Below are 13,279 nucleotides of genomic sequence, written 5' to 3'. Positions count from 1 at the left end.
GAATCTCGGCGTGATGCTGGTGCCGGTAGGCGATCAGGCCACGCTCGGCCCGGATCCGCAGGGTTTCGATCCCAAAGGAGAGATCATGGGCCAGCTCCCCGGCGGCGGCGAGGCCCGGATAGCCCGGTTCAGTTGTTTTCGCCATGGGTCAGATCCCCCCGTTTAAACTCCGTTTCCCTGTTATCCCCGGCACCACCCTCCCCGGCGCTCTCCTCCCCGCGACCGGAAGCCCGATCTTCATCGGCCAGGTGCAGGAGCCGGGGCTGGATATCGAGAACTTCCGGGTCTTCCAGTTCCCGGTCCAGGGCGGGATCAAGCTCCTTGAGCTTGCGGGCCGTTACCAGCACCCGGCTTTCCAGGGATCCCACCGCCTTGTTGTAGGACTCCACCGCCCCGGCCAGACCCCGCCGGACCGCGTGAAAATGGGCGGCCAGCACGCAAAGGCGGTCATAAAGGGTCCGGCCCAATTCGCCGATCCGGTGGGCATGCTCGGCGATTTTTTCCTGGCGCCAACCGTAGGAAACGGCCCGCAACAGGGCGATCAGGGTGGTGGGGGTGGCCAGGATAACCCGCTGGGCAACCCCGAATTCGATCAGTTCGGGATCCTGTTCCAGGGCGGCGCTGAAAAAATTCTCGCCGGGCAGAAAGAGGACCACGAACTCGGGGCTGGGCTGAAACTGCTCCCAGTAGGACTTGGAGGAAAGCTGGCCCAGGTGGGTCCGGATCTGGCGGGCGTGTTCGGCCATTTTCCGCCGACGGGTTTCCTCATCTTCCGCCTCCAGGGCTTCAAGATAGGCGGAAAGGGCGGCCTTGGAGTCGACCACGATATGCTTGTGATTGGGCAGCTTGATCAACAGATCGGGGCGCAAACGACCGTTGGCGCCCTGGACCGACTCCTGTTCAATGAAGTCGCAATACTCCACCATCCCGGCCATTTCCACCACCCGCCGCAACTGGATCTCGCCCCAGCGCCCCCGCACGTTGGGGGTCCGCAGGGCCCGGACCAGGTTGGCGGTCTCCCCCTGGAGCCGGGCCTGGCTGGTGGCCAGGGCCTTCACTTGTTCGCTGAGGCCGGCGTAGGCGTCGATCCGCTCCTTTTCCACCTGACGCAACTGGTCGTCAACCTTGGCCAGGGATTCCCGCAAGGGCTGGACCATTTCCTGGATGGCCTGGCGGCGCTGCTCCAGGTCGCCGGTGGCTTTTTCCTGGAGACGACCAAAGGCCGACTTGGCCAGATCGAGGAACGACCGGCTGTTCTGCTGAAAAATATCACTGGAAAGGGCCTTGAAGGTGGCGGCCAGTTCCTGGCGCGCTGCAAGCAGCAGGGCCTGCTTCTCGACGGTGACCTGGCGTTCCCCGGCCAGGCTGGCACCCAACTCGGCCACCTTGCCGGTCAGGAGACTGTTGGCCTCCTGCAGCCGGGCAATTTTGTCGCGCAACCGGGCGATTTCGGCCTGGGCTTCATTAAGGCGGAAATCCCGCCCGGCCAACCGCTCCTCCCAGAGGTTCTGGTCGGCCAGGCGCTGTTGGCGGGCCTCCTCCGCCAGCCGGGCCGCCAGCACCTCCTCGCGCCGCAGCGCCTGTTGCCGCCAGGAAAACCAGCTGGCCGCCCCGCCGAGCAGGATTCCGCCGAAAACGCCCGCCAGGATATAAACCAATGAAGACATAGGATTTTCCCACAGATCAATGGACCGGTAAACACCCCCCGCAAGTCGAAAACATCCTACCATAAAAGCGGAGAACAGGGACACCGTATTGACTTTTGCCGCCAAAAACGGCAGATTAATCCCCCAGGGTTCGCAACCGCCGGACCTCTTAGCAAGGAACAGAGTCAAAATTAATATTCATAATACTTATCAGGGAGTAAAACATGCTTAAAGACGGTGAAAAAGGCGCGGTACTGCAACGCGACAAAAAAAGTTACGCCATTGTCCCCCATCTGCCCCTGGGCTTGATCACCCCCCAGCAGCTGCGGAAGATTGCCGACGTGGCGGAAAAATACCAGAGCGCCGCCATCAAGGTCACCAGCGCGGCCCGGATCGCCATTGTCGGCCTCAAAGAAGAGGAAATTGACCAGGCCTGGCGCGATCTCGACATGACTCCCGGCGCGGCGGTGGGCCTTTGCGTGCGCAGCATCAAAACCTGTCCCGGCAACACCCTCTGCCGCCTGGGTCAGCAGAATTCCATGGGCCTGGCCGGCGAACTGGACCGGCGCTATCATGGCTACGAACTGCCGGGCAAGGTCAAGATCGGGGTTTCCGGCTGCCCCAACCAGTGCGGGGAGAGTTCGGTCAAGGATATCGGCTTTGTCGGCAAGGCCAAGGGCTGGACCATCGTGGTCGGAGGCAACGCCGCCTCCCGGCCCCGCCTGGCCGAACCGCTGATCGCCGATGTGGATGAAGCCCAGGCCCTGGCAATAACCGCCGCCATCATCGATTACTTTGCCAAAGCGGGCAAAAAGGGGGAGCGAATCGGCCGCTTCATGGACCGGGTGGGCTTCGATAATTTTCGCCAAACGGTCTGCGGCCAGGCCGCCTGCTGAGGCCGGAAAGCCAGCGGTCCCGGGATAACCTGGCCAAATTGTCCTTGTAACGGCCGGCACAAAACTTCCTTGACAAACCGGGGGCAAGCAGCTATAAATACCGGTTTTCGAAGTTTCGATGCAACATGGGCCTATAGCTCAGTTGGTTAGAGCCACCGGCTCATAACCGGTCGGTCCCTGGTTCGAGTCCAGGTGGGCCCACCAACTTTTGTCGGCTCCCCAAAAGGCGATCCACCGACTGGCCACGCTGGGCATTTTTGGGCGTAACCGTCGCCGGCCCAGGCTTTTTTTTGCGAGCTTGTCAACTTTCGCCGGTAAACTGTGATAATGGGCCACTGCAAGCTGACATTGAAAAAAATCATCAATTATACCCGAAGCTTCCTGCCGGCAGGCAAGCCAAGCCTCGGGAACCATAAAAGGTGCGACCTCCTTGGGATCGGCACCTTTTTTTACGCCCGCGGCCAATCGAGGCGCCAGCCCTTGACCCGCGACGCATGAAGTTGACTGAGGCATGACCGAGATTTTAGATGTCAATAAATTGCTGAAGCTGCTCGACGCCTTCAGCCCTTTCCGCCAAGCCGAAGCATGGGACAACGTGGGGCTGATGGTGGGCGACCCAGGCCGGGAGGTCCGCGGCATCCTCCTGGCTCTCGACCCGACTGAGCCGCTCCTCGACGAATGCCGCACCCTCAACTGCAACACCATCATCACCCACCACCCCCTGATCTTCCATCCCCTGAAAAATATCCGCCCGGACCAACCCCTCGGCCGCCTGCTGGCTGCCGCCCTCAGTGACGAAATTAATATTATCGCCTGCCACACCAACCTCGACGTGGCCGACGACGGCGTCAGCGACGCTCTCGCCCGCCGCCTGGGCCTGACCAACCTGCAACCCCTGCAGCCGGCAAACCCGGGCAGCGCCCCGGGCAGCCTCGGCTTCGGCCGCATCGGCGATCTGGCGGAACCCCTCAGCGGGGAAAATTTCCTCCTCGAACTGCTCAAGGCCCTGAACCTGGAAGCCGTCCCGGTGGCCGGTCTCCTGCCGGCCATGGTCCGGCGGGTGGCGGTTTGCGGCGGCAGCGGCTCGGATTTGGCCGAAACCGCCCGCCAGGCGGGAGCGGACCTCTACGTTTCAGCCGAAATCAAGCATGCCGCCGCCCGTTGGGCGGAAATGCACGCCTTTTGCCTGGTGGACGCCGGTCATTATCATAGCGAAAATCCCGCCACCGCGGCCCTGGCCGCCCGCCTCGGCAAAGAGCTGGCCGCCGCCGGCTGGGGCTCTGTTCCCCTGCAGGTCAGCCGGCTCCAGCAAAGCCCTTTCCGGCTCTTTTACCGCGCATCATTTGGCCAAGCCGGCCCCGAAAGGGCTTGAGGCCGTGCTCTTATACATGAATTGCCGTTATTCAATATATAAAACCGTTGTTGGAACCGTTAAACAGTAACCGCACGAGGACACCAATTTGAAAGACGAAATTGCCCAACTGAAAGCCCTGCAAGCCATTGACCTGGAAATCATCAACCTGGAAGAACAGCTGGCGGCGGTGGCCTCCGGCCTGGACAAGCGGCGCCAGACCATTGCCGAATACCAGGAGGAGAGCAGCCTGCTCAAGGAAAAGCAAAGCTCTTTGGCGGAACGTCAGCAGCAGTTGGAAACCGGGCTGGTAGAAGATCGGGCCAAGATCAGCGACCGGCAGGCCAAGATGATGAATATCCAGACCAACCGCGAATACCAGAGCCTGCTCAAGGAAAGCGAGGATGCCAAGAAGGCCAATAAGGAGCGGGAGGATGAGCTGCTGCGCATTGCCGAGGAACTGGAGGAACTCGGCAAGAAAATCGCCGCCGTGGACAATCTCTGCGCCGGCGAGGAGAAGCTGCTGGCCGAAGACCTGGCGGCCGCCGACCAAAGAAGCGCCGAACTGGCCGCCGGCAAGGAGAAAATCCTCAAAAAACGCGCCAGCAAGGCCAAGGACATTCACCCTTCCATTCTCAAGAAGTATGACATGCTGCGGTCGCGCCGCAACGGCCTGGCCCTAGTCGGGGTCGAGGACGGAGTTTGCCGGGGTTGCTTCATGAATATCCCTCCCCAGCTTTTCAATGATCTGCTCAAGGAGGAAAAGCTGCTGATCTGTCCCACCTGCAACCGGATCATGTTTCATCAGGTTGCCGAGGAAAAGGAAAAGGCCACCGCCAAATAGCCCCCCGCCGCCGCCGGCCGGGGGGCCTTGTTTTTTAGGGACCCAAGCCTTACAATTAACACAGTTGCAAATGGCGCCAAAGATCCGCAAGCGGTGGTGTAAAACAATCAGTTAACCGGATCAACCAGTCGGCTGAGGGCCCATAAAGCCCGGCCGGCGCAATTTTCATCTTCGATCGGGGCGGGCGCATGGTCGCCGGCGGGTTGGCTTGCAGCCCGGCCGCCGGAGGAAAGTCCGAACTCCAGAGGGCAGGGAGGTTCGTAACGCGAACCGGGGGCAACCCCAGGGAAAGTGCCACAGAAAATATACCGCCGGGCAACCGGTAAGGGTGAAATGGCGAGGTAAGAGCTCACCGCTTGCCTGGTGACAGGCAAGGCAGGGTAAACCCCTCCCGGAGCAAGATCAAATAGGGAAACGCTTGAGGACGGCCCGTCCGAAGTTTCCGGGTAGATCGCAAGAGACGCCGGGCGACCGGCGCCCTTAGAGAAATGACCATGGCCCGCAAGGGTACAAAATTCGGCTTACAGCCCGCCCCGATCATTTTTTTGGGCGGCCGAACGTTCGGCCGTACCGCCTCTTTCCGCGAACGCCGCCGGCGGCAGCCTCGAGCATAGCCGCCCGGCGGCGCTTTTTCAGGAGCCTTTCAAGGCGTCAGCCATGGAAAAAATTGCCGATTGCGCCGCCATTATTGCCGCCGCCGGGTCCGGAACCAGGATGGGCGGCGGCATGCCCAAGCAGTTCCTGGAGCTGGCCGGGGCGCCGCTTTTTATCCATGGCCTGCGGGCTTTTGCCGCCGTCCCCGAGATACTGCGGACTGTGGTGGTCAGCAAGGCCGAATACCTGGAGGCCACCCGGGAGATTTTGGCCCGGCACGGCTTTGCCGACACCTTGGTGGTCAACGGCGGCGAGACCCGCCAGGATTCGGTGGCCCGGGGCCTGGCCGCGCTGAGCGCCTTGCCGCAAAATTTTGCCCTGGTGGCGGTCCACGACGGCGCCCGCCCCTTGGTCAACCCGGATCTGATCCGCCGCTGCCTGGCGGCGGCCACGGCCCACGGGGCGGCCATTGCCGCCGTCCCGGTCAAGGACACCCTGAAGCGGGAACAAGCGGCGGCCCCGGCCCGCCCCCTGGTCGCCGCCACCGTGGCCCGGGAAGGCCTCTGGCAGGCCCAGACCCCCCAGGTGGCCCGTTTCTCCCTGCTCCAGGAGGCTTTAAGCGCGGCGGCCGCCGCCGGTTTCAGCGGCACCGATGAAGCCTCCCTGCTGGAAAGGACCGGCTGTTCGGTGGCCCTGGTGCCGGGATCCGCCGCCAATCTCAAGGTCACCCTGCCCGAAGATTTGGCCCTGGCCGCCGCCTTGCTTGCCGCAACAACCCCTGCCGGCCCGGCCCATAAGACCCAACCTCCCAAGGACCAGACCATGCCCGCCCCCCCTGTTGCCGCCCCCGCCTTCCCCGCCGGGCCCCGGATCGGCCACGGTTACGACGTGCACCAACTGACGGCCGGCCGCGATCTGATCCTGGCCGGGGTCAAGATCGACCATCACCTGGGCCTGCTCGGTCACTCCGATGCCGACGTCGTTACCCATGCCCTCTGCGACGCCATCCTCGGCGCCCTGGGAGCCGGCGATATCGGCCGCCACTTTCCCGACAGCGATCCGCAATACCGGGGCATTGCCAGCCTGAAGCTGCTGGCCCGGGTCATCGAACAGGCCCACGCCGCCGGCTATCGCCTGGCCAATGCCGATCTTACCATCATCGCCCAGCGGCCCCGCCTGGCTCCCCACCACCAGGCCATGCGGGCCAACCTGGCCGCCGGCTGCCGGGTGGCACCGGAGCAGATCAACCTCAAGGCCACCACCACCGAGGGCCTGGGTTTTGCCGGCCGCGAGGAAGGCATCGCCGCCCACGCCATTGCCCTCCTCACCCCGGCCTGATCGCTCGACGATAGCGCCCAAAGGCCCGACCACGACCCGAGCTTTACCGCAATTCTTCTTTTGAGGTCCCAAACTGGACCACCGGCAGGTTTTGGCCGGGTTGACGAATTCTGGCAACCTGCAGGTCAAGGTTCTGCCAGGGGGTAAGTGGCTTCCCGCTGGTGAATCGCGCCCTTGGAGGTCAGTTGACTGGAGTAGAGGTGGAACTCTTCCACCATGAAGGTTTCACTGTGGTAGAGGTTGTTGCCGGCCAGGAAATTGCCAAGCTTGGCGGGGGGGACATTCTGGAGGCGGGCCACGGTGACATGGGGAAAGAATTTGCGTTTTTCCGGCTCCGCCAGCTCCTGCCGGACCAGGACATTTTCCACCTTGCGGTAGAGGGCGGCCACCGGGGCCCCCGGCTCCACCCCGGCCCAGAGAATCCGGGCCGGCCCCCGGGGGGGGAAGCAGCCGAACCCCTGCAGCGTCAAGGGGAAGGCGGCGGCCCGGACATCGGCCAGAGCAGCCCGGATTTCCCGAAAAACCCCGCCGTCCACCTCGCCGATAAAGCGCAGGGTAAGATGCAGCTGCTCTTCCGGCACCCAGCGGGCGCCGGGCAGGCCGAAACTCATGGCCGCCAGGCGCCCGGCCACGGCCTCCGGCAAATCGATGGCGGTAAAGAGACGATACATGATGTTTGCTCCTCTATGGTCGCCGGCAATAAGGCGAGGTCCGGCCGATTCCGGCCGGCCGGCATCACCGGCCGCCCCCGTAAGCCCTTAGATTGCCGGGGCCTTTACCGTCGCCTGATCCTCCGGGCTCCTGATGGTTTGCAAAACTTTTTGGGCGCCGGGCCAATTGTTGACGGCGTCAAAGGTTGCGATAACCAGGGGGCTCCGGCCATAATCAGTTGTCGCCGCCTGGGCGGCCCTGAGGACCGGCAGGGTTTTGCCGACTGGTCGTGATTGACAGCCCCCGGCCTATGATATAGTTTGCCATCAAACTCCACCATAACCAATCAAGGCAACAGCGACAAGAATATGCCAACCCCGATTCCGCCCAATCGCCTCTGTGTTTCCCTGGCCCGCCCGACGGTCAGCGCCGCCCTCGCCGCCGCCCGGGCGGCGGCATCCTTGGCCGACGTACTGGAAATCCGCCTTGACGCCCTGAGCGATCCGGCCGCCCGCGAGGAAGCGAGCGCGCTACTGCTCCGGGAAGTTGCCACTCCCCTGCTCTTCACCAATCGGCCGACCTGGGAAGGCGGTCAGGCGAGCGGTCCCGAAAACGAGCGGATCCGCCCCCTGCTTACCGCTCTGGCCAGCGGTTGCGCCTATGTCGACATCGAACTGGAAACCGATCACGAGCTGCGGGCCCAGGTCATCGCCGCGGCTCGCGACCGCGGCAGCCCCGGCCGGGTGATCGTTTCCTGGCATGACTTCGCCGGCACCCCGGCCGGGGCGACCCTGAGCGCCGTGCTCCAGCAGCAAAAAAGCAGTGGCGCCGATATCGGCAAAATCGTTACCATGGCCGCCTCATCCCACGACGTCCGCCGGGTCCTGGGCCTGCTGGAGGAAGCCGCCGACCTGGACTTTCCCCTGATCGCCTTCTGCATGGGCGATCAGGGCAAGATCAGCCGCCTGGCCACCGGTTACCTGGGGGGCTACATGACTTACGCGGCCGAGAGCGCCGGGGCGGCCACCGCCCCGGGCCAACTGCCCGCCGCCCGCTTGCGCCAGCTCGAGGAACTGCTGCAGTGATGAAAATCAGTGGAACCACCGAAGTTTACGGCATCATCGGCCAGCCGGTACGCCACAGCCTGAGCCCGGCCATGCACAATGCCGCCTTTGCCGCCCGCGGCCTGGACAAGGTCTACGTGGCCTTCCCCGCCCCCGATGCCGCCGGGGCGGTGGCGGCCATCCGCAGTCTGGGTCTGGCCGGGGCCAGCGTCACCATTCCCCACAAGCAAGCGGTAATCCCCGAGCTGGACCGGGTTGATCCGGTGGCCGCCCAAATCGGCGCGGTCAACACCATCATCCGCCGGGACCATGAACTGCACGGGATTAATACCGACTGGCTCGGAGCCAACCGGGCCTTAAGCGAGGCCCTCGAACTCAAGGGGGCCACGGTGCTGATCCTGGGGGCCGGCGGCTCGGCCCGGGCCATCGGCTTCGGCCTGCGGCAGGCCGGGGCCGAGATCATTCTGGCCAGTCGCACGCCGGAGAAGGGTCGGGCCCTGGCCCAGCAGCTCGCCTGCCCCTGGGTTCCCCTGGCCCAGGCCGCCGAACAGCGAGCCGCCGCCCTGGTCAATGCCACCTCGGTGGGCATGAGCCCGGAGAGCGAGGTCAGCCCGCTGCCCGCCGCGGCCCTGGCCGCCTTTCCGGTGGTGATGGACATCGTTTACGCCCCCCTGCAGACCCGCCTCTTGCGGGAAGCGGCGGCGGCCGGCTGCCATTGCATCGACGGCCTGGCCATGCTTTTATACCAGGGGGCGGCCCAGTTTACCCTGTGGACCGGCCAGGAGGCCCCGCTGGAAATCATGCGGCAAAGCTTGTTGAGGGAGTTACAAAACAGATGACGGACCAAGGAAAAGCCCTGCAGGAAATCATCCACGGCGGCCGCATCGAGGCCACCGTCGAAGTGCCCGGCTCCAAGAGCATTACCCAGCGGGCCCTGATCGCCGCCGCCCTGGCCAAGGGCGAAAGCACCTTGATCGGCCCCCTGGCCAGCGAGGATACCGACTACACCGCCAAGGCCCTGCGGGCCATGGGAATCGTCATCGACGAAGGTCGGGACAAATGGCAGGTGCACGGCAATGGCGGCCGGATCGCCGCCCCGGCCACCGAGATTTACCTGGGCAACAACGGCACCGCCACCCGCTTTCTCACTTCTGTGGCGGCCCTGGGCCGGGGCTTTTTCCTGATCAATGGGGACCAGCGGATGACCGAACGCCCCATCGAGCCGCTGATGACCGCCCTCAAGGGTTGGGGAGTGAAAATCCGCAGCATCAACAATACCGGCTGCCCGCCCCTGGAGATCCAGGCCGCCGGGCTGGCCGGCGGACCCACCGTGCTGCCGGAAGGCAAGAGCAGCCAGTATCTTTCATCGCTGCTGCTGGTCGCCCCTTACGCCCGCGAGCCCGCCGAGCTGAAGGTGGAGGGCGAGGTTCTTTCCAAGCCCTACGTCACCATGACCCTGGCGGTGATGAAAGACTTCGGGGTGGAGGCCGGCGCCAATCCCGAGCTCAACCAGTTCCAGATTCCCCCGGGATGCTACCGGGGCCGGGAGTACCGGGTTGAGGGCGATGCCTCCAGCGCCTCCTATTTCTGGGCCGCCGCCGCGGTCACCGGCGGCCGGGTCACGGTGGCCAATGTTCCCTCTCCTTCCCTGCAGGGAGACGCAGTGCTGGTGGATATCCTGGCCCGGATGGGCTGCCGGGTGGAGCGCGGCAACCAGGGCATCACCGTGGCGGCCCCCGCCCCGTTGCGGGGGGTGGAAGTGGACATGGGCGACTGCCCGGACGTGGTGCCCACCCTGGCGGTGGTGGCGGCCCTGGCCCAAGGCCGCACCGTGATCCGCAACATCGCCCATCTACGGATCAAGGAGTGCGATCGCCTCCAGGTCATGGCTCGGGAACTGGCCAAGATCGGGGTCGCCACCGAGGAAGGCCCGGACTTTCTGGTCATCGAGGGCCGGGGCCCCGACCACCATTACCACGGGGCCCAAATCGCCACCTACAACGACCACCGCATCGCCATGAGCTTCGCGGTGGCCGGCCTGGCGGTTCCCGGCATCCGGATCGAAAACCCCGCTTGCGTGGTCAAGTCATTTCCCGACTTCTGGCAGCGCTTGGCCCGCCTGCAAGGGGCCTGAAATCAGCGGCCGAACCCCGGGAGCTTGAGTTCATCCAGGCCCAGCCCCTTCAGCATCTCCTCCATCCCCGGTCCGTCTTCGAACCGGGGAACCGGCGGGGGAGCGGCCGCGCCGTATTCTTCCAGGGCCTCCATCTCAAAAAACTCCTCCAGGCTCACCCGGCGATAATCCGGCGGCGGTTTAAACGCCGGGGCGGGAATCCTTTGGCTTTCAATCCGGACCACGTCCAGGCCGGTATAGGATTCACCGTTGAAATGGACCACGCTCCGCAGGGGCCAACCCCGGCTCCTGAGTTCGACGTACTCCCCGGCCACTGCCACCGCCCCCTTGTCGCTGCCGCAATCCATGAAGGCGACATTGCCGGCTCCCGCTATTTCCTTCATCAAATCAGGCTCTTCGGTCAGCCACAGTTCTTCGAAAAGCCGGCCGTCCTGCAAGACCGAATATCTGGTGGTGGCCCGCCCGGCGATCCGGCCGCCGGGCCCTTCCTTTTGCACCGCGACTTCCGCCTCCCCCACCGGTTGGGGCTCAATCCCCATGGACCCCAGCAGGGAAGAGGCGAAATCCATCATCCGGTTGACCAGGGCGCAATATTCCGCCGAGGTGCCCTGGGCGTAACGGCGCCCGCCGGGGTCGACCATGGTCATCTGGTCGCCCTCGAGGTCAAAAATCATCCACATTTCATCGGCCTGGGCCGGCACCGAGCGAATCTTGCCCTCCTGGACGTAGGTCTGCCTGCCGTCCCGTTCATGCTGGATGAAGCCCGCCCAGCCCGGCGCCGGCCACAAGAGGGCGCCGAGGCCCAGGGCCCAAAGTAACATACCGGCTCTGCCCATAACTGGTCCTCCATGGTTTGCGGCCCGGCGGCAAGGGGTTGGCCCGCCAGTCTGGCCGGTTGATCGTGGTATTCAGCTCGCCGGCGCCGGGACCGCGCGCCGGCCGGCCTTAGGACAGCCAAACATTTACAGGACCGCCGCCGCCTCCAGCAAGGCCCGCCCCAGGGGATCAGCCGGTGGCGGCTGGCCCCGGCGCCCGGCGGCGTAATGGGCCAGCAGGCGATTGGCCAGGCGCTTGCCCAGCTGCACCCCCTCCTGATCAAATGAGTTGATATTCCAGATAAAGCCCTGCAAAACCACCTTGGCCTCATAGAGGGCCAACAGGGCTCCCATGCTCTCGGGGGTCAGCCGGTCGGCCAGGAGGATGCTGCTGGGACGGTTGCCGGGGAAACGCCGATTGGGGTTGTCGTCGGCCTGACCCACCGCCAGGGCCAGCGACTGGGCCAGGAGATTGGCCAGCAGCTTTTCCTGGGCGCTGGTATCCTGGATCACCAGGTCCTGCTGGTACTGACTCTGGCGAAAACCGATGAATTCGGCCGGGGCCAGGCCGGTGCCCTGGTGGAGCAATTGGTAAAAGGCGTGCTGGCCGTTGGTCCCGGGCTCCCCCCAGACAATGGGTCCGCTCTGCCAGGCCAACTCCCGCCCCCGCCGGCTGACCGATTTGCCGTTGCTCTCCATGTCGAGCTGCTGAAGATGGGCGGCGAAGCGGACCAGGGCCTGGCTGTAGGGCAGCACCGCCAGGCTTTCATAGCCGAGAAAATTACGGTTCCAGATGCCGAGCAGGGCCAGGAGCAGGGCCGGGTTGCGGCGGAGATCGCCCTCCTGGGCCACCTCGTCCATCCCGTGGGCCCCCCGCAGGATGGCCATGACCCCGTCATAGCCCAGGGCGAAACCCAGCATCACCAAGCCGACCATGGAGGTGGCGCTGTAGCGGCCCCCGATATAATCGAACATATAAAAAGAACGCAGGTAGTTGCGGGGATTGTCCATGGGACTGCCCTGGCCGGTGACCGCGACGAAATAATCCTCCGGCCTGAGCCCGGCCCGGCGATAAGCCTGGCGGACCAGTTCCTCGTTGGCCAGGGTTTCCAGGGTGGTACCGCTTTTGGAAACCACGTTGACCAGGGTGCGGGAAAGGTCGAGCCGGCCCAAGACCGCGGCGGCGTCATCGGGATCGACGTTGCTGATGAAATCGACCCGGCGGCCGGGCCGGGCATAGGCCTTGAGGGCCAGGTAGAGGGCCCGGGGTCCCAGGTCCGAACCGCCGATGCCCACCTGGATCATCCCGGTGTAGGGTTCTCCTTGGGGAGTGATCAGGCGCCCTTGCTCGAGATCGGTCAGGAAAAGGCGTAATTTTTCCAGTTCCGCCCGGACCTGGCCCGCGGATTGGGGCTCGCGGGGCCGGGAGCTGAAAACGTCCCGGCAACTGCAATGGAGAACCTGGCGGTTTTCACTGGCGAAACCCTCGATACGGTTGAGGACCGCCCCTTGGCGCATGGCCGTGAACTGGGCCACCGCCCGGCTTTGATCCGCCAGTTCCTGCAGGGCATTCAAGACCTCTTCATCCAGCCGCTGGCCGAAAAAGAGCAGGTCGAAACCACCGCCACGGGCCCGGTAAGCTCCAATCCGCTCGGGAGTCACCACACCCGCCGGCCGCAGATCGAGGGGCGAGGCGGCCTGTTCCCGCAATTTCGCCTGGGCCGGAAAGCTGCTGAAATCGGCAAACAATTCATCCCCTTTGACCATGACACCTCCTTGTCACTGCTGGACGGGGCCCGGCAAAGCTCCTTTCTCCTTGCCCCAAGGTCTTTTTTTTGCTAAAAGTTATTTTATCGCAAACTGCCGGCTGGCGGCCCGCAGCGCTGGCGGCTGGCGACCCAGGCAGGCCCCTCTTTTCGGCCCACCTGGTTGAAGTATAGCCCATT

General features: G+C 64.3%; 11 protein-coding genes, 1 tRNA gene and 1 other RNA gene. 9 read left to right on the top strand and 4 right to left on the bottom strand.

Annotated features, from left to right (window positions below):
* Window positions 1-128 precede the first annotated feature (128 nt).
* Window positions 129-1,667 (bottom strand): DNA recombination protein RmuC, encoded by a 1,539-nt coding sequence (locus ACHHTY_RS08595; protein WP_395493696.1) that lies wholly within the window; start codon window positions 1,665-1,667, stop codon window positions 129-131.
* A gap of 203 nt (window positions 1,668-1,870) precedes the next feature.
* On the opposite strand from ACHHTY_RS08595, the gene ACHHTY_RS08590 reads away from it, so the two are divergent.
* The 6 genes from ACHHTY_RS08590 (at window position 1,871) to ispD (ending at window position 6,669) form a co-directional block, all read left to right on the top strand.
* A complete protein-coding gene (locus ACHHTY_RS08590) occupies window positions 1,871-2,542 on the top strand; it encodes a nitrite/sulfite reductase domain-containing protein (RefSeq protein ID WP_395493695.1) in 672 nt (223 codons plus the stop codon).
* Between the two features lie 127 nt (window positions 2,543-2,669).
* A tRNA-Ile gene (locus ACHHTY_RS08585) sits at window positions 2,670-2,746 on the top strand.
* 307 nt (window positions 2,747-3,053) lie between these two features.
* On the top strand, window positions 3,054-3,914 hold the full coding sequence (locus ACHHTY_RS08580) for a Nif3-like dinuclear metal center hexameric protein (protein WP_395493694.1): 861 nt from the start codon (window positions 3,054-3,056) through the stop codon (window positions 3,912-3,914).
* 88 nt (window positions 3,915-4,002) lie between these two features.
* On the top strand, window positions 4,003-4,737 hold the full coding sequence (locus tag ACHHTY_RS08575; RefSeq protein WP_395493693.1) for a zinc ribbon domain-containing protein: 735 nt from the start codon (window positions 4,003-4,005) through the stop codon (window positions 4,735-4,737).
* A gap of 176 nt (window positions 4,738-4,913) precedes the next feature.
* Window positions 4,914-5,277: RNase P RNA component class A (gene rnpB, locus ACHHTY_RS08570), an RNA gene on the top strand.
* Window positions 5,278-5,394: 117 nt separating this feature from the next.
* Complete coding sequence (gene ispD, locus ACHHTY_RS08565; RefSeq protein WP_395493692.1) at window positions 5,395-6,669, top strand: 2-C-methyl-D-erythritol 4-phosphate cytidylyltransferase; 1,275 nt, start codon at window positions 5,395-5,397, stop codon at window positions 6,667-6,669.
* 125 nt (window positions 6,670-6,794) lie between these two features.
* On the opposite strand, the gene thpR is transcribed toward ispD, so the two are convergent.
* A complete protein-coding gene (gene thpR, locus ACHHTY_RS08560; protein WP_395493691.1) occupies window positions 6,795-7,340 on the bottom strand; it encodes an RNA 2',3'-cyclic phosphodiesterase in 546 nt (181 codons plus the stop codon).
* A 348-nt stretch (window positions 7,341-7,688) separates the two neighbouring features.
* Between thpR and aroD the strand changes: the two genes are divergently transcribed.
* From aroD to aroA, 3 genes are read left to right on the top strand one after another with little or no spacing between them, the layout of a single operon-like run.
* Window positions 7,689-8,405 (top strand): type I 3-dehydroquinate dehydratase, encoded by a 717-nt coding sequence (gene aroD / locus ACHHTY_RS08555; protein ID WP_395493690.1) that lies wholly within the window; start codon window positions 7,689-7,691, stop codon window positions 8,403-8,405.
* Window positions 8,402-9,223 carry a shikimate dehydrogenase gene (locus ACHHTY_RS08550; RefSeq protein WP_395493689.1) on the top strand — a complete coding sequence of 274 codons (822 nt, stop codon included), beginning with the start codon at window positions 8,402-8,404 and terminating at the stop codon, window positions 9,221-9,223. The genes aroD and ACHHTY_RS08550 overlap by 4 nt, the downstream gene beginning before the upstream one ends.
* Complete coding sequence (gene aroA, locus ACHHTY_RS08545; protein WP_395493688.1) at window positions 9,220-10,518, top strand: 3-phosphoshikimate 1-carboxyvinyltransferase; 1,299 nt, start codon at window positions 9,220-9,222, stop codon at window positions 10,516-10,518. The genes ACHHTY_RS08550 and aroA overlap by 4 nt, the downstream gene beginning before the upstream one ends.
* A 2-nt stretch (window positions 10,519-10,520) precedes the next feature.
* On the opposite strand, the gene ACHHTY_RS08540 is transcribed toward aroA, so the two are convergent.
* A complete protein-coding gene (locus tag ACHHTY_RS08540) occupies window positions 10,521-11,339 on the bottom strand; it encodes a hypothetical protein (protein WP_395493687.1) in 819 nt (272 codons plus the stop codon).
* A 141-nt stretch (window positions 11,340-11,480) separates the two neighbouring features.
* On the bottom strand, window positions 11,481-13,100 hold the full coding sequence (locus tag ACHHTY_RS08535) for a glucose-6-phosphate isomerase (RefSeq protein WP_395493686.1): 1,620 nt from the start codon (window positions 13,098-13,100) through the stop codon (window positions 11,481-11,483).
* Window positions 13,101-13,279: the final 179 nt, after the last annotated feature.

Origin of the sequence: Desulfurivibrio nitratireducens, assembly GCF_044068515.1 — a bacterium.
In the GTDB taxonomy this organism is placed as follows: Bacteria; Desulfobacterota; Desulfobulbia; order Desulfobulbales; family Desulfurivibrionaceae; genus Desulfurivibrio.
The sequence above is the reverse complement of the archived record's forward strand: the minus strand, read 5'-3'. Positions and strand labels throughout refer to the sequence as shown.